General features: G+C 53.5%; 17 protein-coding genes. 3 read left to right on the forward strand and 14 right to left on the reverse strand.

Annotation, left to right across the window (positions count from 1 at the left end):
- Positions 1-34: 34 nt before the first annotated feature.
- From Y5S_RS16580 to Y5S_RS16630, 11 genes are all read right to left on the reverse strand, one after another.
- A complete protein-coding gene (locus tag Y5S_RS16580) occupies positions 35-1,111 on the reverse strand; it encodes a DegT/DnrJ/EryC1/StrS family aminotransferase (RefSeq protein ID WP_269319452.1) in 1,077 nt (358 codons plus the stop codon).
- The gene (locus Y5S_RS16585; RefSeq protein WP_035234604.1) at positions 1,111-1,692 is read right to left on the reverse strand and encodes an acyltransferase; all 582 of its coding nucleotides are present in this window, start codon (positions 1,690-1,692) and stop codon (positions 1,111-1,113) included. The genes Y5S_RS16580 and Y5S_RS16585 overlap by 1 nt, the downstream gene beginning before the upstream one ends.
- A gap of 10 nt (positions 1,693-1,702) precedes the next feature.
- The gene (locus tag Y5S_RS16590) at positions 1,703-2,647 is read right to left on the reverse strand and encodes a Gfo/Idh/MocA family oxidoreductase (protein ID WP_035234605.1); all 945 of its coding nucleotides are present in this window, start codon (positions 2,645-2,647) and stop codon (positions 1,703-1,705) included.
- Between the two features lie 15 nt (positions 2,648-2,662).
- Complete coding sequence (locus tag Y5S_RS16595; RefSeq protein WP_035234606.1) at positions 2,663-3,727, reverse strand: NAD-dependent epimerase/dehydratase family protein; 1,065 nt, start codon at positions 3,725-3,727, stop codon at positions 2,663-2,665.
- A 151-nt stretch (positions 3,728-3,878) separates the two neighbouring features.
- Entirely contained in the window at positions 3,879-5,153 is a 1,275-nt protein-coding gene (gene tviB, locus Y5S_RS16600) for a Vi polysaccharide biosynthesis UDP-N-acetylglucosamine C-6 dehydrogenase TviB (protein ID WP_035234608.1), read from the reverse strand.
- A gap of 154 nt (positions 5,154-5,307) precedes the next feature.
- Positions 5,308-7,524: a polysaccharide biosynthesis tyrosine autokinase gene (locus Y5S_RS16605; RefSeq protein WP_035234609.1), complete on the reverse strand. Its 2,217-nt coding sequence runs from the start codon at positions 7,522-7,524 to the stop codon at positions 5,308-5,310.
- A 157-nt stretch (positions 7,525-7,681) separates the two neighbouring features.
- Positions 7,682-8,110: an arsenate reductase/protein-tyrosine-phosphatase family protein gene (locus Y5S_RS16610; RefSeq protein ID WP_035234610.1), complete on the reverse strand. Its 429-nt coding sequence runs from the start codon at positions 8,108-8,110 to the stop codon at positions 7,682-7,684.
- A 2-nt stretch (positions 8,111-8,112) separates the two neighbouring features.
- On the reverse strand, positions 8,113-9,240 hold the full coding sequence (locus Y5S_RS16615) for a polysaccharide export protein (RefSeq protein WP_035234611.1): 1,128 nt from the start codon (positions 9,238-9,240) through the stop codon (positions 8,113-8,115).
- Between the two features lie 22 nt (positions 9,241-9,262).
- Positions 9,263-10,753 (reverse strand): capsule assembly Wzi family protein, encoded by a 1,491-nt coding sequence (locus tag Y5S_RS16620; RefSeq protein WP_231552730.1) that lies wholly within the window; start codon positions 10,751-10,753, stop codon positions 9,263-9,265.
- Positions 10,754-11,123: 370 nt separating this feature from the next.
- The gene (locus Y5S_RS16625) at positions 11,124-11,654 is read right to left on the reverse strand and encodes a lipocalin family protein (protein WP_035234613.1); all 531 of its coding nucleotides are present in this window, start codon (positions 11,652-11,654) and stop codon (positions 11,124-11,126) included.
- Between the two features lie 214 nt (positions 11,655-11,868).
- Positions 11,869-14,142 carry a molybdopterin-dependent oxidoreductase gene (locus Y5S_RS16630; protein ID WP_035234614.1) on the reverse strand — a complete coding sequence of 758 codons (2,274 nt, stop codon included), beginning with the start codon at positions 14,140-14,142 and terminating at the stop codon, positions 11,869-11,871.
- 1,531 nt (positions 14,143-15,673) lie between these two features.
- On the opposite strand from Y5S_RS16630, the gene Y5S_RS16635 reads away from it, so the two are divergent.
- On the forward strand, positions 15,674-16,783 hold the full coding sequence (locus Y5S_RS16635; RefSeq protein WP_035234615.1) for a ferredoxin reductase: 1,110 nt from the start codon (positions 15,674-15,676) through the stop codon (positions 16,781-16,783).
- Positions 16,784-16,793: 10 nt separating this feature from the next.
- On the forward strand, positions 16,794-17,993 hold the full coding sequence (locus Y5S_RS16640; RefSeq protein WP_035234616.1) for a fatty acid desaturase family protein: 1,200 nt from the start codon (positions 16,794-16,796) through the stop codon (positions 17,991-17,993).
- Between the two features lie 79 nt (positions 17,994-18,072).
- Here the strand turns inward: Y5S_RS16640 and Y5S_RS16645 are convergent, their stop codons facing one another.
- Complete coding sequence (locus Y5S_RS16645) at positions 18,073-18,531, reverse strand: hypothetical protein (protein WP_156107827.1); 459 nt, start codon at positions 18,529-18,531, stop codon at positions 18,073-18,075.
- A 783-nt stretch (positions 18,532-19,314) separates the two neighbouring features.
- On the opposite strand from Y5S_RS16645, the gene Y5S_RS16655 reads away from it, so the two are divergent.
- Entirely contained in the window at positions 19,315-19,764 is a 450-nt protein-coding gene (locus Y5S_RS16655; RefSeq protein ID WP_035234620.1) for an REP-associated tyrosine transposase, read from the forward strand.
- A gap of 134 nt (positions 19,765-19,898) precedes the next feature.
- On the opposite strand, the gene Y5S_RS16660 is transcribed toward Y5S_RS16655, so the two are convergent.
- Both Y5S_RS16660 and Y5S_RS16665 read right to left on the reverse strand, forming a co-directional pair.
- Positions 19,899-21,614 (reverse strand): neutral/alkaline non-lysosomal ceramidase N-terminal domain-containing protein, encoded by a 1,716-nt coding sequence (locus Y5S_RS16660; protein ID WP_035234621.1) that lies wholly within the window; start codon positions 21,612-21,614, stop codon positions 19,899-19,901.
- A 125-nt stretch (positions 21,615-21,739) separates the two neighbouring features.
- Positions 21,740-22,795, reverse strand: a complete 1,056-nt coding sequence (locus tag Y5S_RS16665) for an SDR family oxidoreductase (RefSeq protein ID WP_035234622.1) — start codon at positions 22,793-22,795, stop codon at positions 21,740-21,742.
- Between the last annotated feature and the right edge of the window lie 382 nt (positions 22,796-23,177).

Here is a 23,177-nt window from a genome sequence, read left to right on the forward strand (position 1 = left end):
TAGCAATCATTTTCTGCTCCGAAAAGCCGGCAGTTCAACCTAAAATCGCCTGTATAATTTTCTTAATATCCTCATTCTGTAGATAAGGATGCATCGGGATTGAAAAAACATGTTTAGCCGCACGATCTCCAACGGGAAGTGATGCAAGCTCATCAGCAACCGCTGGCTGGCGGTTGAGAGGGATAGGATAGTGGACAGCCGTCGGAATCCCTTGCTCCTTGAGGCGATCTTGTACTTCATCACGGTTTGGTGCCTGCAGGGTATACTGCGCCCAAGCACTTGTGTTGTGGCTTTCAACTTTAGGAGTGATAAAGGCAGATTCGACTAACGCTGAAGAGTATTGCTCAGCGACAGACTGACGCAACGTAATCTCCTCAGACAATATCTCAAGCTTGGGCAGTAACACTGCCGCCTGCAATGTATCCAGACGACTATTAACCCCCACACGAAGATGATGGTAACGACGATCTTGGCCATGACGAGCAATCTGGCGCAAGGTGGTAGCCAGTTCGTCATCATTGGTAAAGATGGCTCCGCCATCTCCATAGGCCCCCAAAGGCTTGCTCGGGAAAAAGCTGGTCGTAGCGATGGTGCTCAAGTTGCAGGAGCTCTTGCCTTTATAGGTAGCCCCGAAGCTCTGTGCTGCGTCTTCAATAACGGGAATTCCGTGCTTCTCTGCAATGGCGTTAATGGCATCGAAATCAGCACACTGGCCATATAGCGACACAGGAATAATGGCTTTGGTACGCGGGGTAATCGCTTCTTCCAGTTTTGTCGGATCCAGGTTGTAGGTTTGCGGATCGATATCCACATACACAGGCCGAGCCCCCAATACTGCCACGGTTTCTGCAGTGGCGATGTAAGTAAAGCCAGGGGTAATGACTTCATCACCCGGGCCAATACCGAACGCCATCTGAGCAATTTGCAAGGCATCGGTGCCATTAGCACAGGAGATACAGTACTTAGCGCCTACAAAACCTGCCAACTTCTCTTCAAGTTCCGCGACTTCCGGCCCAAGAATGTACTGCCCATGAGCCAACACCCTCTGAATACCTACATCAATCTTGTCTTTGATACGAGCTTGCTGGGCTGCGAGATCAATGAATTGCATCACCTTTCTACCTTCTCAAGACTGCCATTAACAAGGCGATATATCACATCGGTGTGCTTACACCGGGTTTCGCCGTTGCCACTAACAGGAAGATCCAGTTGCTCGCCAAATTCACTCATCCAACCAATTTGTTTGCCAGGAACGCCCACAACCAAGGCGTAGTCCGGCACATCTTTGTTGATTACCGCACCAGCGCCGACAAAAGCAAAGCGGCCGATGGTCGCACCACATACGATGGTGCAGTTGGCTCCCAGGGTGGCGCCTTTCTTTACCAGGGTGTCGCGGTATTCATCTTTGCGCTCAATCAGTGAACGGGGGTTATAGACGTTGGTAAACACCATACTAGGGCCGCAAAAAACGCCCTCTTCCAAATGCACGTTGTCGTACACAGACACATTGTTCTGTATCTTGCAGTTATCCCCGATAGTGACCTTGTTACCGATAAAAACGTTCTGCCCCATGGAGACGTTTTTACCAATATGCGCACCGCCACAAACATGGACAAAGTGCCAGACCCTCGAACCCTCTCCGATCTGGGCACCCTCATCAACGATTGCTGTTTCGTGAACCGAATAAGACATGATAGTTGCCTCAGGCTTTCAGGAACGGATGATAATTTCCCGTCAAGCCAACCGGGGAGGCATTTCGGATATGCGATACGGTTTCAATGGCAACCCGGTTTTCTTCCAGTCCAAACCCTCTCCCTGCCAGAATCTCTTCATAGCTTCTATTGTGGAGATCGGTAAAGCCGCCAGAAAACTCTATCTCTTCGCCATCGACAGTGATCGAACGATAGGTACGCATCCCACTCTCTTTAGCGCTTTGCGGAACATATTTGTAATCAACTGAGAGAAACCAACGCACTCTGGCTTTTTCATACTCAAGATAACCAGCCGCTGATGTCGCATCACTGTGGTGTACTACATTTTCCTGTAGATCTCCGAATATGAAATGGAGCATATCGTAGAAATGAACACCAATATTTGTCGCAATACCACCCGACTTCTTTTCATCGCCTTTCCATGACTGGAGATACCAATGGCCACGAGAGGTGATATATGTGAGATCCACTTCGTGTTTGGTATCGCGATTTTCGCTCATAACCTTTTCCCTCAAAGCCACAATTGAGGGATGAACGCGAAGTTGAAGAATGGTATTGATCTTGTTTCCAGTATCTTTCTCGATATCTAACAAACCATCAATGTTCCACGGATTCAGAACTAATGGTTTTTCACAGATAGCATCAGCCCCAGATCGCAGGGCAAAACGCATGTGGCTATCATGTAGGTAGTTTGGCGAGCAGATAGAAATATAATCTACTTTATCTTTATGACCAGAGCGTTTCAGCTTATCGAGATGCCGGTCAAACCTTTCAAATTCAGTAAAAAAATCCGCATTGGGAAAATAGCTGTCAATAACACCGACAGAATCGTTCGGATCCAAAGCGGCAACCAGTTTGTTATTGGTTTCCCTGATTGCTTGCATATGTCGCGGTGCGATGTACCCTGCTGCGCCAATCATTGCGAAATTTTTCATTTGAATAATTCCTCTTTAAAATTCTATCGCTTCAAGCTGGTTCACATTTTTTATGTACCATGGCAAAGCCTCTGAAATGCCTTTACCAATATCATAATTGCATCTGTAACCAAGCCTCGCGGATATCTTATCAATGGATGCCTGGCTATGCCTGACGTCCCCTTCTCTAAAATCCAGATACAACGGATCTCGGGAGTAAGATACCCCTTCTTCCCCCAACCCTTTCATCAACATGGAAAACAGCTGATTAAGACTTGTTCTGTCGTTGCAGGCTACGTTATAGATATGATTCTTATCATCATCATCAGCAACAGCAGCCAATATGTTCGCTTGTACAGCATTATTTACGAAGCAAAAATCCCTGCTGGTTTCTCCGTCACCATTAATATGCACATCCTCATCCCGCACCATCGCTGCAATCCATTTTGGTATAACCGCAGCGTAGGCACCATTCGGGTCTTGCCGGGGACCAAAAACATTGAAGTAGCGCAATCCAATGGATTTGAAACCATAGCTTCGGGCAAATACCTCAGCATAAAGTTCATTCACATACTTGGTAACGGCATAGGGAGATAATGGCCTGCCTATTTTATCCTCAACCTTGGGAAGGTCTGTCTGATCACCATAGGTTGAGCTCGAAGCTGCATAAGTAAAGCTTCTGACTCCCGCATCTTTACTGGCGACCAACATATTCAGGAACCCATCGACATTCGCCCGATTGGAAGCCAATGGGTCCTTGATGGAACGAGGCACTGAACCAAGCGCAGCCTGGTGCAGAACATAATCCACTCCCTCCACAGCCGTCTTGCAATCATCTTCGTTGCAAATGTCTCCGTGAATGAAAGAGAAGCGCTGCCACTGATCGGCAGAAACCAGCTCTCGTACTTCATCAAGGTTGTACTGATGCCCTGTCGCAAAACTATCAAGCCCAATAACCTTCTGGTTAAGACCGAGCAGAGTTTCCAACAAGTTGGAGCCGATAAAACCTGCTACACCAGTAATCAACCAGGTTCTGGGCTCGTCTTTAAGCTGGGCACATACCTTTTCGTAACTGGCTGTCATGGTCTCACCTGTATTCATTTATTTTCCGGCCTTCGCCCCAACTATACTTTTGCCCTATCTGGCATGCACAATAGGTAGTCCGAAGCGATATTCTCTTCCTTGTGTAAAACCACGCCTGATGCGAAACGGCCACAAGAATAGTTCAGCTGGCTCACTTGCCTCGCTCGATTTACAGGCGGATATCCACCTGATCTTTTGGCAGCGCATACTTCAAGTCGTAGAGGATGTGCTTTGGCTTTCCAAAGCGACGAATGGTTTCTGCCCCCATTGCCTTAAACTGCTGATGGCCGACCGCAAGAACTATGGCGTCGTAGGCTCCCACATCGGGCTCCGAAACCGGACTGATGCCATACTCCTGCTCTGCCTCTTCGCCATTGATCCAGGGATCATGAACATCGACATGGATGTTGTATTCGTTCAGTTCATTCACTACATCGACGACACGGGTATTACGCAGATCCGGGCAGTTTTCCTTGAACGTCAAGCCCATCACTAAAACGCGAGCACCATTAACCTGGATACATCGGTTCAGCATCGCTTTTACCAGCTCACTGGCGACAAAACGCCCCATACCATCGTTGATACGGCGACCGGCCAGAATGACTTCTGGGTGATAGCCAATGGATTGAGCCTTGTGTGTGAGGTAATACGGATCCACCCCAATGCAATGACCGCCAACCAAGCCTGGACGAAAAGGCAGGAAATTCCATTTGGTCCCAGCCGCCTGAAGCACCTCTTCTGTATCAATACCCATGCGAGTGAATATCATGGAAAGCTCATTAATCAGAGCAATATTCAGATCCCGTTGGGTATTTTCAATAACCTTGGCTGCCTCGGCGACTTTAATGCTTGATGCTTTGTGTGTGCCCGCGACAATAATCGAGCGGTATAGCTGGTCCACAATCTCCGCGACTTCGGCTGTAGACCCTGAGGTAACTTTAGTGATTGTCGTTACCCTGTGCTCTTTATCGCCAGGGTTGATGCGTTCAGGGCTATAACCAGCAAAGAAATCCTGGTTAAACTTCAGTCCTGAAGCAGACTCAAGAACAGGTACACAGTCGTCTTCTGTCGCACCGGGATAAACTGTGGATTCATAGATAACAATGTCACCCGGCTTCAGCGTTTTACCGATTGTTTCTGAGGCTTTGATAAGCGGGGTTAGATCAGGGCGTTTGTGCTCATCAATCGGGGTCGGGACCGTCACGATATAGATATTACAGTCGTTTAGACTGGAAGGGTCCGCACTGAATGAAAGCTGATTTGCGCAAGCAAGCTCTTCGTTATCTACCTCCAGTGTAGCATCATGACCCCTGCGCAATTCATCAATACGGGACTGATTAATATCAAACCCCAAAACTGATCGATGCTTGCCAAATTCTACAGCCAGCGGTAATCCCACATATCCCAAGCCAATAACGGCGAGTTTGATATTATTCAGTTCCATTTGGTCTCTCTTGGCCGGATTTTGGTACCGGTTTACTCTCATTGCTTTCGCTGTAGGGGGCCATCGCTACTTGGCGATGGAGTTTGGCTTTGCCCTTTCCGGGATCGAGCTTGCTCCTACAAAACAGGCCATCTAATCCGGGAAGGCAGCTCTGTTAGTCCTGGCTTCTGCCGTATTCATAGGCGTAATAGCCATATTCATTGGTCGCACGGCGCTCCATGCAATTAAGAATTGCACCTTTAATTTCCACTCTGTTCTGGGCAAATCGCGTTAGGGCCGCATCAACTTCTTTTACAGAATTGAGGCCAAACCGGGTCACAAGCAAGCTACTACCTGCCAATTGACCAACAATAGCCGCGTCTGTGACAGCCAGAATCGGGGGGGTATCTACCAAAATCAGGTCGTACTCTTCACTTAACGAGTCCACTAGCACACGAAAACGATCGTGCATCAGCAGTTCCGAGGGGTTGGGTGGCGCCTTACCTCTGGAAATAAAATCGAGTTTATCTACACCCGAAGCCTGGATGATGTCTTCCATACTGCTCTGCCCTGACAGATATGAAGATAACCCTGGTGTACTTGCAGATTTGAAGTAACGGTGCAGATGCCCTTTACGCATATCCGCGTCGATCACCAGCACTCGTTTCCCGGTCTGGGCCAACACTGCACCCAAGTTTGCTGAGACAAAGGATTTCCCTACCTCTGGACTCGGGCCAGTAATCATCAGGACCTTGTTATCCGCATCCATCATCGCAAAGTGGAGACTGGTTCGCAGACTACGCAAGGCCTCGATTGCCAGATCAGTGGGATCTTCCTGGGCAAGCAATGCTATGGGGGCGAATGAATCCTTGCTCTTCCGTGTGCGTCGCTGTTTAAGGCTGGATAGACGGTTAGCCTTCACTTGCTTATCCGAAAGCGGAACTGTCGCATATACAGCAACCCCCTGCTCTTCAAGCTTGTCTGGGGACTCGATCCCTTTATTAAGCAGGGCACGCACCAGCACTATCCCAGCGGCACTCATAGCTCCTAGCACCCCAGCAATCAGCGCGACCAGCGTTTTCTTGGGCTTGATTGCTGACGGCTGAACCAATGCCTCATCAATAATACGTACGCTGCCTACTGTGCCGGCCTTCAGGATTCTTAGCTCCTGCACCTTGTTGAGCAGGCCAACATAAATTTGCTGTGTTACCTCCACATCCCTCATCAGCCTCAGTATTTCTTGCTGAGTTTTTGGCAATGTCTTTATCTGGTTATCCAGGGCTCGCTTTTGCTCAGCGAGCGAGGCCTTTTGCCGTAACAGGCTCTGATACGCAGGGTGCTCCTTGGTAAAGCGCGTAGCGATTTCGCTTTCCTTCCCCTTCAAATCATTGATCTTGGCTTCAATTGAGACAGTTTGCTCAAGCACAGATTTTGTTTCGATACTGAGATCAACAGATTCACTCTTGAGGCGATAGGCGTTCAATTTCTCCTCAAACTCGGTGAGCTTATCCTTAATTTTAGGTAACTGGTCACCGAGGAATTCCAGGCTGTTTTCTGCCTCAGCGGAGCGACGCTTCACATTCTGTTGGAGATAGGACTGGCTGATAGCATCCAGAATTGCCTTGATCCGCCCTTTATTTGGTCCGGTCATTTCAAGACTGAGCATTCCGGTCTTCCCGACTTCCCTGATGGCAAGAGACCTTCGCAGACTGTTAATAGCAACCACCCCTGGGACTTTACGCAGGCTCAGCGGTTCGTTGCCATACTCCCATTCATTGAGTTCAAGCCGGATGCTACCGTCCTCACTTACTATGGCCTCACTAGCAGGCCCAGTGGCCACAAGAGATTCATCCAGATATAAAGCCGGGTTACCCTTTTCTTCACGGAGGATGAACTCTCGGCCCTCAAGGCGCTCCGGGAGAATGAAAAGCGCCACCGAAACAAATGTCTCGCTGTCCCTGTACCCTGCGAATAGTGGGCGCGGCAAAAATGCAGCCGCCGGCTCAGGCGCCACAAAACGCCCAATAATGGGCAGCCTGGTCGGCGCTATCTGGATATCCATATTGAGCTGTTCAATTACTTCACCCAGAACCATACGAGAACGAAGAATTTCGATTTCCGCTGAAGCGGATGGCTCTTGATCAAAGATCTGGTTAAGTTCAGACAATCCTGGCACACCGCTGCTTTTTTTCTCTATCTGAAGAAGTGTGTCCCCTTTGTAGATCGGGGTGGCCAGCATGCCGTATAGAGCACCCAGCATCAGCGCTAGAAACGCCGTGCTGATAATCAGTAATTTATTGTCAAGCAAGAGACCAAACAGATAACCAAAATCGATATCGTCATGGGCACCGTTATGAATCTGGCGATTTTTTTCCAGGCTGTTGTCTACCATTTGCTGCCTTACTTGTTTCTGTTTTCTGTAGAGGGCGACATCTAAGCACCCGGCTCTCGCTTCCCTTCCAACCGGGTACCCAATCTGGGCCGCAATCAGATACCACTACAAACCATTACAGGCACCTGCATAGGCAGGAGGTTCATAAAAAGCTGAATTACAGTTTTAACGCCCAAGCCTCTGCCGCGGCCTGCATCATTGGATAGATTCGTTCAAAAGCGTCTCGGCCACGTTTATACGGATCGGGAATATCATTTTTCCCATTCCACTGCGTGAGCAGAAAGGTTTTACCACTGGCCTCCGGAAATCGCTCGCTTAGCCGATCTTTTTGGCGACTTTCCATAACCAGAATCAAATCACAGTCCCTACACATTTCACCTGTGAGTTTTCTCGCCATATGGACACCGCACTGCAGGCCATTTTCGCTGGCTACAGCCCTTGCTGTAGGCTCCATATCATGCCCTTCAAGACCAACCAGGCCCGCTGAAGATATCGTCAGTTCTGGCTTCAGGTGCTTTAGCATGGCTTCCACTGTCGGGCTGCGACAGATGTTGCCATCACATATCACCAAGATTCGCTCAAACATTACTAATCCCTAAGCGATTCTTCGGTACGAGCCCCTAGATAAAGCGCACTTACCGAAGGCAAGATCAAGCTGAGAACACGATTCCACTTGGCCAGTGGCGCAGCAGTCACATAAACGATGTCTCGTTCTTGCAAGCGAAAGCTGTCCGCGAGCACCAAGGCCGCCGCATCCTTTGCATTGAGCTGATAGATATCAATTCCATGCTCGGCATCTGCCGGCGCCTTACGGAAAACAAACACCCCAGATGCATCAGACTGGCGCTGATCCAGGCCCCCATTCTCCGCCAGGGCTTCTGCCAATGTCAGACCATTGCGCCCCATTTGAAGACTCGATGCTTTACCCACTTCCCCCAACACAAATACCTTTGCATCGGTAACCGGATTGACGTTAACCACATCATTTGGCTGCAACAGCACATTCTGACTGGTGTTGCCATACTGATAGATATCGCGCAGGGACAAACGGTAATCCTTACCATTTCGCGTAAGCACCACACTACTCCAGTCAGCGGATGCAGTCAGGCCACCCGCTTCACCGATGGCATCTATAAGTCGTGTAGGCACATTCGTGACCGGGAACAGACCTGGCTCATCTACCTCACCAGTGACATAAATCTTTTTATGGCGAAATGCAGCGACAGAGACGTCCACCTGAGGATCTTCAATGTAGCGGGTAAGCCGCCGGGTGATCAGATCACGGATTTCAGTGACCTTCAGCCCTGCTACTTCAATAATCCCGACATAGGGATAGAAAATAGTGCCGTCATTGTGCACCCAGTTACCGGATTCGGCAGAACTCCGTAAAGAGCCAGCTGGGATAGTTAGCTCAGGGTGGTCCCAGACTGTAATTTGCAGTACATCCCCAGGACCAACCAGGTAATGATATTCCTCATCTGATAACGCAATTTCCGCCGGAACCCCTCTGTCTACCGGGTGGATTTCCTGGCGTTTGAGAATGGCCGTGCCGATGGCATGCACTTCTACCACATCAGGAAGAGGCTCTCCCTGCGATATTTCACTGTCATCCAGAAACCAGCCAGGTGAGGCGGAGTGATATGCGCCTGGCACAACGGTGCAGCCAGCCATTAGAGCAATGCCAAGCATCAGGAGGATTTTAACGGTTGAGTTCATGAAGTCCTTCATTTCGAGTTGCTTACCACGCCATATCCCTGGTCCATTTCAGCCCTGCAGTCCACTGCTCTCGCTCTTCAAATGGAGTCACGACGGGGTCATCACTGGCGGAAAGAAGCCAGTGAAGTGAACCGCCCATCAGCGGATGAGTGATCCTCAGTTCAGCCAAGGCCACGTCTTGCTCAGTGACCGATTGCAAAATAGGGTATCCGTCATCTGGCACTACCGCACGGTTGCGCCCCCTCTGATTTAGAGTCAGCTGGCTCAAGTGCAATGCAAAAGTCACTTTGTTGGCAAAATATTGCTGTAAGCCAACCGTAACCGCACGAGCATCACTTTCCCATGTACTGGCTATGTTTCGACCGTGGTACCGAAACCCAGTCTGGTACGTCGTGTGCTCGTACATGGTGCTGTAACGCCGCTCACTGAACCAGCTGCCCGCCACGGTTTCCGTGGCTTCCACAAACCAGCGCTGTGAGCCTTTCCCCGCTTCTGTCAGCAGATCCATCCCAGCCAGCGAGGAGAGTTTGGAGGGCAGATTACCGGCTTCGTCCTCGCCCATGAACTGGCCATAGAGCCCCAGAGGTATGTCTGCCGGGGTCATGGAGAGGCGGAAATCCAGGCCTGCGATCTGGTTACTGGGATCTTCATCTGGCCCCAGCCCACTGGTTTCACCGTTATCCCGGCCGATGAAGGCGTTCCAGAAGGCTTTTGCGTCTTGTGGGCGCCCTTCTCCGCCCCATTGGGCCAGGCGGGACAGGCCGATTTGCAGGGAATCCAGGGGTTTGAAAACAAAGCGGGCCCCGAGCAGCTTGGCATCGGGGATGGCCCGGTCGTGTTCCAGCTGGCCAGCAATGATTTGTAGATCCCAGGGGCCGATCCAGCTCAGCCAGCGGTTTTCCGGGGCGGTGAGCAGGTGGCGGGACAGCCAGACGCCGGGCACAGGGCGGGCATTATTGGACAGTGCCAGTGAGCTCTGCCAGCCAGGCCCCCACCAACGATCGATGGCTCCGACGCCCATCTGCCAGTTGCCCACGACGGCGGCAATGTAGGAATCATCAAACCGCAGGTGCTGGTCGTCGCGATCACCGTCTGCGTAGCCCACCGCCAGCCGTCCTGACCAGCGTTCGCCGGTGCCATAAAGTGCCAGCTGGCTGGTGAAGGTGTCTTCGGGCTGGGTGTCGTAGGCGGTGAAAAGCGGTTCCTGATTGGCTCCGCCCAGGGTGACGGAGACGCCACGAGTGTTGTTTCTGGCGGCGTCATGGCCTGTTTGCAGGTACTGGTAGTGGCTGCTGCTTTTACAGGCTTGAGCCTCATGATCAGGCAATCGGCTTTGGCCCTGTCGCAGGGCTTTCATGACAGCGGCCCAGCTCATCGGCCAGCTCATTGTCAGGCCGTTGAGGCACCCTTGTGTCTGCAGCGCTTCAATGTGATGGCGCGCGGTGAGATCACCGGTGGGCACCCACGGGCTGGCGGCCTGTACGCTGGATGTGCCTGTGACCCATAAACTCATGATCCACAAGCATGCTCGAAGGGGGGCTCTCACTAAGGACATCCTATCCTGACGGTTGCGACACAAGGGACGCATTATGGAGGCATTCTTTTGTCATCTATATGACAAGCTGGCGCATTTTACAGCTTGTTTACGGGAATGCGAACGATTTGCGGCAAAAATGAAATAGATTCATAGGAAAGGGGGTGAATGAGGTGTTTTATCGCACAGATCATCGCCGTGGGGCGGTGGCGGTAGCGTAGGCCCGTGTGTTTTGTGGGAGCGACGGTTCCGTCGCGATGCTTTGGGCATCGGCTTTCGCGGTCGAACGCCCGCTCCCACAGGGGCTTGTGGTTCCGGTGGGCGGTGGCTGCCCTCTTGGCGGCTGGGGTTAGCGATCTTCAGCTGCTTGTTGGGGCACCAGGTTCAGGTTCTCAAGCGTGTACCCCTGGTCGACAGCGATGGCTTTCAGCTTATCCAGTTGCCGATCACTGATCTGGGGCTCACGCGCCATTATCCACAGATAGTCGCGCTTCTGCCGGCCAATGACGGTGTACTGGTAGTCCTTGTCCACATACAGGACTCGATAATCTGCCTTTAAAGGCCAGATAAAACGCATCCCCCATATCGCGGGATTATCCGGGCTGACAAAGCCCGTGGGGGTCATCCGTTTGTACTCGCCGTTAAAGCTGTTCTTTCTGAAGGTGAATGTAGTGGCAACCTTGTTTGGCCCTACCAGCTGGTAGCGCTCCATGGCATTGTGCGCCCCCTTTTCCGGCAAGGTGGGAATGTTGGCGATCACGTACCACTCCCCCATAAAGCGATTTAAATCAAAGGGGGAGGCAACTTTTACCGGGTCCTCAGGGATTGACTGGCAGGCTTGCAGCATAAATACACTCGCGATCAACAGTGTCCAACGCATTTCTGGCTCCACTTTTGTGGTCAATATCGCATTGGCCAGGGCAAGGCCAAGTGAACGCCGGGGGACAGTCATCAGGGAGCCCCGCTGTAGAGTCGATCGCTGGAGAATGATGTGCGGCCAGTTGATGACTACGGATGAGCACTGAAAAAGGATCGCCCTGTGGCAAGACTTCCACAGGACGAAACCTGATTCATATCGATGGGCGCCGATGCGGTCAGGCGTCGGCGGCGACTTTTTTGGTCCGGGTGCGTTTTGGGGATGTCGGCTTGGCCGCTGCCTCGACTTTCACCGGCACACCGTTGAGCTGGGCCATCGCGGTCACAGACTCCACCCGGCCGGTGGTAAGTACATCGTTGATACTGGCACCGCCTGCGCGGCGGGCCACATCCAGCAGGACGCCCTGACGATCATGCCCCCAGCCATGGGGAACGCTGATGACGCCGGGCATGATGTCTTCACTGATCCATACCGGCAAGGTGATGTTGCCGGCATCACTGCTGAGCACCACGTCATCGCCCTCGCCTACCTGCAAACGCTCTGCGTCCTGAGGATGGATCATTACATTGCAGCGGGATTTCCCCTTAACCAATCGCTGGCTGTTGTGCATCCAGGAATTATTGCTGCGGACATGACGGCGGCCGATGACAAGCATTTCATCTTCTTTGGGGGCCTTGGGCACAGGCAGCCCCTGCAGCGCCCGGAAATAAAGCGCGGGCACCAGATTGATGCGCTGGTCCCGGGTGAACAGACGCTCTGGCAAGGCAGGCTGAAGCGGTCCCAGATCAATGCCGTGGGGATTGTCCTTGAGCGTTTGCAGAGTCAGCCCTTTGTGTTTTCCTCTCAGCAATTGCCAAGCCAGCTTGGGCAAGTTGTGCACCCCCTCCCTTTTAAGCTGCTCCATGACCTTGCCACCTGTACCGTAGGGCCCAAGTCGCAGCCCCAAGTCAATCATTCCGGTGTCGCCAAGCTTGCGCATCAAGCGATCCGTGGCGGCAATCTGGAGACGCTCCCGCTGGGTTTTGGCCTTGAGACGATTCAGGCGTGTCGCCAGCCCATGAAGAATCTCCCAGTCATGCAGGGCATCTTCCGGTTTCGCAAAGGGCGCGGCGGCATACTTCACGACGTTGCGCACGGCCACCGCCTGGAAAATGGGATCAAACTGACCATGTTCCAGCTGTCCGGTGGGCGGCAAGATGATATTGGCGTGTCGGGAAGTCTCATTGATATACAGGTCGATGCTGACCATGAACTCCAGGCCTTCCAGGGCGCGGTCCAGCTTGTTGCCATCCGGACAGGACAGGACCGGGTTGCCCGCGTGGGTCACAAAGGCTTTCACCTGCCCCTGGCCGGGGGTGAGCATTTCGTCGGCCAGGGTAGTTACTGGAAATTCGCCAGAGAATTCAGGGTAGCCATGTACCCGGCTGCGGTAGCGATCAAAACTCCCGGCTTCGCCACCAATGGCGCCCAGCGCCACCACATCGAAAGCGGGTTTGGTAAACATGACCCCACCCTCACGATCCAGGTTGCCGGTAATGATGTTCAGCACATACACCAGCCAGGCGCTGAGGGTGCTGTGCGGGCTGGTAGTCAAACCCACCCGTCCATAGATGGCGGCCCGTGGTGCGACGGCGATATCGCGAGCCAGCTTGCGAATCGCATCCGGGCTGATACCGACCGCCTCGGTCACTTTTTCCGGGGTCCAGTTTTCTGTGAGTTTCTGCAGGTCTGATTTGCCGTCGAGCAATTTGTCCAGTTTGCCGGGTGCGACCAGCAGCTCTTTAAACAACACCTGAATGATGGCCAGCAACAGATAGACGTCCGAACCGGGGCGGATGAAATGATGTTCGCTGGCGACGCCCGCCGTTTCGGTGCGACGAGGATCAATCACCACCAGCTTGCCGCCACGTTTTTTCAGTGCCTTGAGGCGGTTTTTCACATCCGGCACGGTCATGATGGAACCGTTCGAGGCCAGCGGATTCCCTCCGATCACCAGGAAGTAGTCGGTATGGTCGATATCCGGAATGGGGAACATGGCCTGATTGCCAAATAGCTGCCAGGCGGCCAGTTGATGGGGCAACTGGTCAGCTGAGGTCGCGCTGTAGCGCTGGCGGGTATGCAGTGCCTTTACCAGGGGCAGCAGCGTAAACAGCGCGCCATGGTTGTGGGCGGTGGGATTACCGAAATAAAGCGCGACGGCATTCTTGCCATGGCGCTCCTGTACTTCGTGCAAGCGCCGCGCGGTTTCATCCAGCGCCTCATCCCAGCTTATCGGCACCCAGCCATCTACAGTGCGTTTGACCGGGTGGCGCAGACGATCCGGGTCCTGATGCAGATCTTGCAGCGCTACCGCCTTGGGGCAGACATGCCCACGACTGAACGGATCTTCCTTGTCGCCACGGATGGCCAGAATCTCATCGCCACGATGTTCTATTTCAATGCCACACATGGCTTCACAGAGATTACAGGTGTGGTAGTGGGTGGTTTTCATCCTTGACCTCGTTATCCGCCGCCTGGGCATCTTTATAGTGGCTGGATCTGTTCCACGTCCAAGCTTGCCCGTTCTGAATTCAAGCTACCTTGATACCAGAGCTGCAAGGAGGATGCCATTACACCGAGCAACTCCTGCCTAAGTCGCCCGTTTGGAGGCGGGGTATTTGCTATGCCCTCGGGTGCGACCGCGATGGCGCTCCTGCCAGCACAACCCATCGCGACGGAACCGTCGCTCCCACAAAAAAGCCAGTTTAGCCAAACCCAGTGCCCACCGGAGCCCCGATTCTCTGTAGGAGCGACGGTTCCGTCGCGATGGAATTGCTGCCCGGCTCCGTCGCGATTGCCGCTATATTAAGCCGGTGCACTGTGCATAAAACCTTTCGGGGTACACAACAGCACGCCTATCGCTCCTTATAGTTATAAAACTTAACGCATAGCCGCTGAGCTGGCCTGCTTTATGCAGATGTTACAAGGAGTGTCACCAGCGGTAACGCCTTGAAGCCCCAATTTTGTTCACAGATTTCTGTCAATGGAAATTTTATGCTTTCAAATTGTGACGGACGTGTGAAATAGACATAGAATTAAGCGTAAGACTATGATTAATAACACATTTATTGATAGATCATTTTTTAACCGGTTCGTCATTTAGCACGAAATAACAGCACTTTCTGGGTGTTTGCAACCAACTATACACAGAGATATCCACAGTTACTGTGGAAAACCGGTCCCCCTTTTCCACCGCTATAACAAAACGGGCAGCGTTTTAGCACCAAAAGCGATAGTCCGATGACGGTTTTGCACAATGGCAGTTTGCCCTCAGCCATAATCCTGTCACCAACTCGTCACATCTTCCGAAGCAAATTTCAAGAGCTAAACTATTGAAATGGTGAGTTTTTATCCGCCGAACAAAAAAGAGACAAAATGCCAGAAATGCCTGTTTCACTGGGCTGCGGCCGGTTTTGTTCAGCTTATCAACATTTTTATCCACAGCTTTTGTGAACCTTTTCTGCTGAGTTATTGATCAACCGCTTTTGAGATGGCCTTCAACTCGAAAACGGGCTGGCGAAAAACCACACAATCCGCTGTATGCCTTGAAAATAAAGGGCCACAGCCGTTTATACTGTATTGCTCAACAATGTTATCCACAGCGTCCGTGGATACTTTCCGGCTTGTGGATACAGAATATATCCCCTTCTGCTCGCTGCTATGCCCCCAGATCTGCCTGGTTTTACCTTTCTCACAGCCAACCGGCCAAGTTTCACTGGACAGCTTTTCCAGCCCTGTTTTATGCTGGAGAAAGTGTACACGTGTGCACTCTGTATATCTCTTGCAATGTTTTCCTTCGCAGGATTTGCGTAGGGATTCGGTAATAGGCATTGGCAAATCACGTTTAGGGGGGGAGATACTCGGCGAATTGGAAAGGCGTTACACAGACAACAACGGATCTTGAGCCAGCACCGCTGGTGTTTCACCCGGCCCAACAGGGCCTGCTACAACCTCGAATAATGACAACGATTAGAGGAACCGTTATGCGTCAAGACAACCGGGAGCTTCCGGGAAGCTCTCACTCTATCTGGTCGCGCCTGAGCGGCATTACCGATTATTTTGCCTGGCCATTGCGAACATCCCACTATCTGGAACTGGTGAATCCCCTGTGGACCACCCACAAGCTTCAGGCAAGGGTCGAGAAGGTTTGGGATGAAACCCGTGATGCCAGAACCATTACCCTGCGCCCTGGCCTTAACTGGCGTGGCCATAGAGCTGGCCAGCATGTGCGGGTCGGTATTCCCGCCAACGGCAAGCACTACACTCGCACCTATACCATTTCATCCCCTCCCGAGCGCGATGACCACTGCTTTACGATCACCGTAAAGGCCATCGACAAGGGCACGATCTCGCACCACATTGTTCGCAATATCAAGGTTGGGGACTATTTGCCCATCGGCCTGCCGCAGGGGGATTTCTATTTGCCCGATGCGCAACCTGTACAACCGCTATTCATCACCGCCGGTAGCGGCATCACCCCTGCATTCAGCATGGTGAGCAGTCTGATCGCGCAGGGCCGCCTGCCGGATACCTGCCATCTACATTACTCACCGCATGAATTTGATGTGGTTCTGGGAAAAGCACTGAAAGCACTGGATGCAGAACATCCTCGCTACCAGCTCCACCTGCTTTATACCCGCGAAGGCGCTGATCAGCACTTCAGCGAGGCTCAGCTGGAAGCGCTTTGTCCGGACTGGAAGAGTCGCGACGTGTATGCCTGCGGCCCTCCTTCCCTGCTGGAAGCCCTTGAGGCGTGTTTCGAGCAGGCTGGCTGTAGCCGTAACCTGCATATTGAACGCTTCCGGGCCCCGTTTACGGAGATCCCTGCGGATGCGGTAGGCGGTAAAGTGCGCTTCGCCCAAAGCGGCGTCGACACCGAGGGGGATAGTGAGACCCCGCTTCTCAAGGTGGCCGAGGAAGCAGGGATGAACCCGCCCCACGGCTGTCGCATGGGTATCTGCCATACCTGCAACACTACCTTGGTATCCGGCTGCGTACGGGATTTACGCACCGGGGAAGTGCTGAACGAAGCTGGCAGCATTGTGCAGACGTGTATCTGTGCTGCTGCGGGTGACTGTGAACTGGATCTGTGAGGGGACCGCGATGAAAACCCATCAATTACCGGTCGACCTGACCGACGAACAAATCGAAGAGTTTGGCCGCGAGCTGGATGCTATTCGTGATGAAATCTTTGATTCACGGGGAGAGCAAGACCGCGCCTATATTCTGAAAGTGATCAAGACCCAACGTAGCTTGGCGCTGGCAGCCAGGGTTGTCATCTATGCCGCCCTCTTCTTCATTCCCGCCTGGGGGCACCCGCTGGCAGTGTGGCCGGTTATGCTGACACTGCTGGGGCTGGGCACCTTCATGTTAGGCATCGCCAAAATTCTGGAGAATATGGAAATTGCCCACAATGTCCTGCATGCCCAATGGGATTGGATGAAAGATCCTGAGATTCAGTCCAACACCTGGGAATGGGACACCATGAGCCCATCAGACCGCTGGATGCACTCCCACAATGTAGTCCACCACACCTGGACCAATGTGCTGGAGAAGGATCTTGATGTGGGATACGGCATCATGCGGGTGACCTCAATGCAGAAATGGAAACCCGCCTATCTGCTACAACCCGTTTATTTCATTCTTCTGATGCTGCTGTTCGAGGAGGGTGTCGCCCTGCATGAGCAAGCGATTGATGATCACCTGAAGGGCAAGAACAAGTTCGCAGACTTCAAGCCGTTAATGAAACGCATCGGCTACAAGATCTGGCGACAAGTGGCCAAGGATTATATCGCCTGGCCCCTGGCTGCTGCGTTGGTGGCCATTCCGATTTCGTTCTTTGTGCCGTTCTCTCCACTCGCGGTATTTGGCATCGTGGCAGGCGCCAATGCGGTGGCCAACCTGATTCGCAATATCTGGGCCTTTGTGATTATTTTCTGCGGACACTTTCCTGCTGGCGCTCACAACTTCACGCTGGAACAGGTGGAAGGCGAAACCCGGGCGCGCTGGTACCTGCGCCAGTTACTGGGCTCCTGCAACATTGAAGGCGGCAAACTGTTTCATGTGCTATCAGGGAATCTGTCGCATCAAATTGAGCACCATCTGTTTCCTGACATGTGCAGTAACCGCTACAAGGAAGCTTCGCCGCGAGTGCGGGCACTGGCCGATCGCTACGGCCTACCGTACAACAGCGCGTCCCTGTTCCGGCAATTTGGCACTACCTGGTTGAAGAATATCCGCCTGGCCTTCCCCGGTGGCGGCGAGCCCTATGAAGGGAAACCCAGCCAGGCAACATCACCCTGATTAGGCCCACACCTTGCGTACTCAGCGGCAGCCCCATTTGGGGCTGCGCGCTTGTGGATCGCTGAAACGATCCGGACCATTATTCTGCTTCAATCCGGGAAGACATGTCGGGAAACCAGGAGGTGAAGCGAATCCTCTGACGGTGCTCACCCTGGTCTATCAAGCCAATCGCCAGGGTACCTGATAGGCCGTTTTCTTCACTCGGGTCTGCCGGGATATCCAGACATGTCCAGAGGATCGGCCATTTCGCGTCGGCCAACGGAATTTTTCCTTTTTCGCTGATATCGCAAAGCCGCAGGCGTCGGAGGTTGCCCAAGGGAATACGGCGAAGATCAACTTCCATTCTATCGGTGACTTCCTGGCCTTCCACTAACACCTGTTCCATGCACTGGGTATAGGCTTGCCGAGTAGCCAGAAAGGGGCAATGGCCAGCGCTGGAGACCACAAAGGCGGCGGCATAGAGTTTTTGTTCGTCGGAAATCTGCACTTGATCAGGGGCTGCGGACAATGGCATTGCCAGAGTGGCGATTAGCAACACCGAACCGCCCCACAATAACCAATGCGCTAATGCTCTGTTCGCAACATGGACGGCATGCCCGCGCCATGTTTCCGAGCAATAACTATGCTGCCGCCCCATACGTTCCTCTCACCGTGTCTCACGATCCAGCCCCAAGGCCTGACAACACATTACACCAGCCAGATGTGACCAGAATCCCCCAAATTGGTGAAAGGCTGAGCCAAGACTCTGAGGGAAAAAGCACAGCGAAGTAACGCCCGCAGGACGGCCCGAAGGGTGAGCGTAGCGAATACGGGCGTTTGCTATGCCTTTAGGGTGCGACCGCGATAGCTTGCCTATCAGCACAGCCCTTTCGCGGCGGAACCGCCGCCCCCAAAAACATCACAACCTCCCTGACTCTTGTGGGAGCGGGCGTTCGACCGCGATTGGCTTTCCTGTCGGCACGGCCCTTTCGCGACGGAACCGTCGCTCCCACAAAAACATAGCAATCTTCACGGGCACTTGTGGGAGCGGGCGTTCGACCGCGATTGGCTTGCCTGTCGGCACGGCCCTTTCGCGACGGAACCGTCGCTCCCACAAAAACATAGCAATCTTCACGGGCACTTGTGGGAGCGGGCGTTCGACCGCGATTGGCTTGCCTGTCGGCACGGCCCTTTCCCGGCGGAACCGCCGCTCCCACAGAAATAGCGCCATCTTCGCGGGCTTTTGTGGGAGTGGGCGTTCGACCACGATCGTCAATCACTGACAGAACATACAAGCGATTGCTGATACCCCGGCTCTCACCGCCGAGCCAGCATTCGAACCATGAATACTCCCCACTCGCCAGCATCTTCTCGCCTGAGAAAAGGGCGCGCCTCCATTGCTGGGCAGATCTATCTTGTGACGACCACGACCCAGAACAGATTTCGTTTTTTTGAGAACTTTGAGGCAGCCTGTTCCCTCTGCAGAACCCTCCACCGACTGGAGTCTCTGGAACTCGTCCACAATCTCAGTTTCGTTGTCATGCCAGATCACTTGCACTGGCTATTTGCGTTGGGAGAAAAGCAGGATCTCTCTGGCGTGGTGAGCACGGCCAAAAGCAATAGCGGACGAACACTGGGCGGTTCGATCTGGCAACCAGGATTTCATGACAGAGCCATCCGGAAGGAAGAGGATGTGCTGCCCGCAGCGCGTTACCTTGTTGCCAACCCACTTAGGGCCGGATTGGTGAGGCGTGTCGGTGACTATCCCTTCTGGTATGCGATGTGGCTATGAGCTTTCTGCATACCTTTCGCGACGGAACCGTCGCTCCCACAAAACATCACGACCGCCCTGGCTCTTGTAGGAGCGGGCGTTCGACCGCGATGGCTTGCCTATCGGCACTGCCCCAAAAACATCGCGCCTTCTCTCTAATTGCGCGCTGGCAGGTTGCTGCGTAGCGCCAGTTCGCTGTCAGGCACGCTGGGTGGCAAGGTGTGGGTATCGTAGCGACGGTTTTCCTGTGGCGCCTTGAGGGCACGGGCCAAGGTGACAAAGCAGGTCTGGAATGCGCCCAGGGTCCACTGACCATAAACGGTGTGCCCACCCTCATAGGCCTGCTCCTGATATTCTTCATAGGTCGTCACATAACCCATGTAATCATTGCAGTAGGTCGAGATCAGGCAGGTTTCATCATCGGCGAGAGACAGTGACTTGGCGACCGATGCCACCAGTCTGCGGCCGGCGGTGGTGGTAAATTCACCGGGCGCGCATACCAGGCGCAAACTGCCGAGTTGGATAATTTGCAGCGGTAACACGGAAGGCACCATGGGGCTGTTTTCCAAGGCCCCCAGCTTCGCCTGGCGCTTCAGTTCTGCCACCAGGGGGTCTGCCAGATCCGGCAGCGGGATCTTGCCAAGACGATAACCGAGGACTCGTTTACGGCCAGCATCCAGCAAAATATCCTTTGGTCCCTGGCTGGCATAGAGTTCCTGGTAGGGACGATCCTCTGGCGAACTGGATTTCAGTTTTCGGCGGCGCTCTGCGCTTGCCAATCGCCGCGCGACAAAGCCCAGTGGCGCGGGCATGCCAGGTCCGTCCACAGGGGTACCGCAAAAGAAGGCCACCCCATGACAAGGGGAGCTGGTTCGCGCCTGAGTCTGGCCGTTGGCAAATTCCGGTGCCACCGCCTGATTACTCATGTCCACATAGCTCAGCACACCGTCCAGCGGTCCTGAGATACTCTGCCCTTCCCCCGCGGCCAACATATCAAGTGCATGTTGGCTCTGCCGTTGGCCATTCTGGCGAGCATAGGCATATTCCTTTTCGCCCTTTATCTTGCGGCGACGCTTTAGGTCTCCTGGGCCATGGTAATGCGGCGACACATCTCCCGCCGTTCCCTGGGCAAAAATGGCGACAGGGTTCTCCACTCCTTCCGCATGCAAACAGGACTCCGCATGCAGTGAGGCATAGCCCTTGTTGTCCCCATCGTACTCAGCAAGGTGACTACTCAGACAGGTGGCATGCACACCAAACAGGGACAGCATCGCTTCGACCTTGCCCTGTCGATAAAAGCTGATCAGATGCATGGTGCGATCCAGGGCCAGATGAGTCTGGTTAGGGCTGTATCGGGTAACGTCGGGATTACGGTTATGGGCCTTCAGGGAACGATTCCAGGCGACCGGTATGTCTTCCGCCAGCACCTGCTGGTGATAGCGGATCTCCGTGGCGGCACGGGTTTCGAGGGCCTGACTTAAGGCGCTGCCGCAGGCTGCGACTACCGCATCCAGATGTTCGGGAACAAATCCTGGAGTCACCAGGTTATACAAGCCTTCATGAGCACAACCTCCTGGCCCGGAGTGCGTGTGCGTGCAGGTCAGCACCAGGCGACTTTCATCAAAGTCGTCGCCCAACTGCGACTCCAGCCAGGCCACCACCCCACTCCGCATGGCATGAGTGACATAGCCCATGTCCAGGCAGCAATACATCAAGGGCGCCGAATCACCGTCCTGGATCACGAAACAGCGAGCATACAACGGATTGCGCGTACCCGTTGCTCGATGTCCGGGCATCCCGAAACCGTGCATGGCATAGCCACAAGGAGTGATGTCGAGCTGCGCTTTGCCCCAACCAACCTGATAGTGCATTGCCTTTCCCTGATTTACCGTTTGTGCACGAACGTACCAGATCAAGACCTACTACAACAAGTCCATGCATGCCATTTGAACAACCGACTGAAACGAAAAGCGGCCCGAAGGCCGCTGGTACAAACTCAGGCGGTCCGGCGTCTTACCAGGCCATCCTCCAACACTTGTTCAAAGTGATCCTTGAGGGTCTCACTGACTGAGCGGTACTGAATACCCAGCGCTTTGCTTCGACTGTTATCAAAACGAACCGGATAACCAATATTCCTGCTGATAAATTTGCGGGTAACCGGTCCCATCATAGGACCAAACAGCCATACCAAAGGCTTTGGCACCTTCATTTTAGGGAACGGGTAATGGCTGCCAAATTGCTGCCTCAGAAGCCGGGCGATGCCGAGCATGGATACCGATTCGCTGACCAGTAGATAACGCCCGGAGGCTTCTGCAGTAAAGGCCCCCAACAAGTGGGCCTCGGCCACATCGCGCACATCTACCACGCCGTAAACCAAGTCCGGCACACCCGTCTTGAGCTTGCCACGCCCCATATCCAGCAGCGTACCGATACTGGCGGAGCTGCTGGCATTGGTCAGTGAAGGGCCGTAGACCATGCCGGGATTAATGGTGACCAGATCCCATCGGGATTGAGCGTCATGAATCTTCCAGGCTTCACGCTCTGCGGCCACCTTAGAATATTGGTAAGGGTTGTGGTTCACGCTGCTGGAGGTATTCCAATCCGCTTCAGTAAAGGCGCTTTTGCCTTTCATATCAGTACCGTCACCATAGACGGAGGCAACACTGCTGGTGAGCACGACCCGCTTGAGAGTTTCACAGCGATTTGCTGCGTTGAGCACATTGCGAGTGCCTTCAACCGCCGGACGAACCAACGCTTCATTGGCATCGGTGAAGCCATCCAGCACAAACGGTGAGGCGGTATGCATGAGCACATCGCACCCCTGCATGGGCGCATCAAAGCTATCGGCATCCAGAAGGTCTGCTTTGAAAAGCTTGAGGGTACCAGGCGATGCTTCGGCCATACGATGCAAGTGCGCCACGCTGGATGCCTTGTCCGGGTCTCGCACGGTGCCATGCACGGTATGACCAGCCTCGAGCAGATACTTCACTATCCAGCCGGCAATATAACCGGAAGCACCGGTCACCATGACAGTGCGAGGCGATTGGGACATGAACTTCTCCAGCAGTAATTTGAGTCGATAGACGCTACCACTCTCCCGGCAGCTCTCACAGGTGTGGCTGTGCCATTTTAAAGCTTCATCGCTGATCGCTGGGGGGAGTAAAACAAGGCGCAGAATCTGGCTTAAAGCCACCCCTTGGCCTGACGCTATAACCTCAAGCCCCTCCTGGTACCAGAGCTTCCTGCCTGACTGAAGGGGCACAGCGAATACGGGCGCTTGCTATGCCCTCCGGGTGCGACCGCGAAGACCCGCCTATCGGCATAGCCCCCTTCGCGACGGAACCGTCGCTCCCACAAAACATCACGACCTCCCGGGCTCTGTGGGAGCGGGCGTTCAACCGCGATGCCTTACCTACCAGCACTGCCCCTTCGCG

The sequence above is a fragment of the Alcanivorax nanhaiticus genome, from assembly GCF_000756665.1.
Taxonomy (GTDB): domain Bacteria; phylum Pseudomonadota; class Gammaproteobacteria; order Pseudomonadales; family Alcanivoracaceae; genus Alcanivorax; species Alcanivorax nanhaiticus.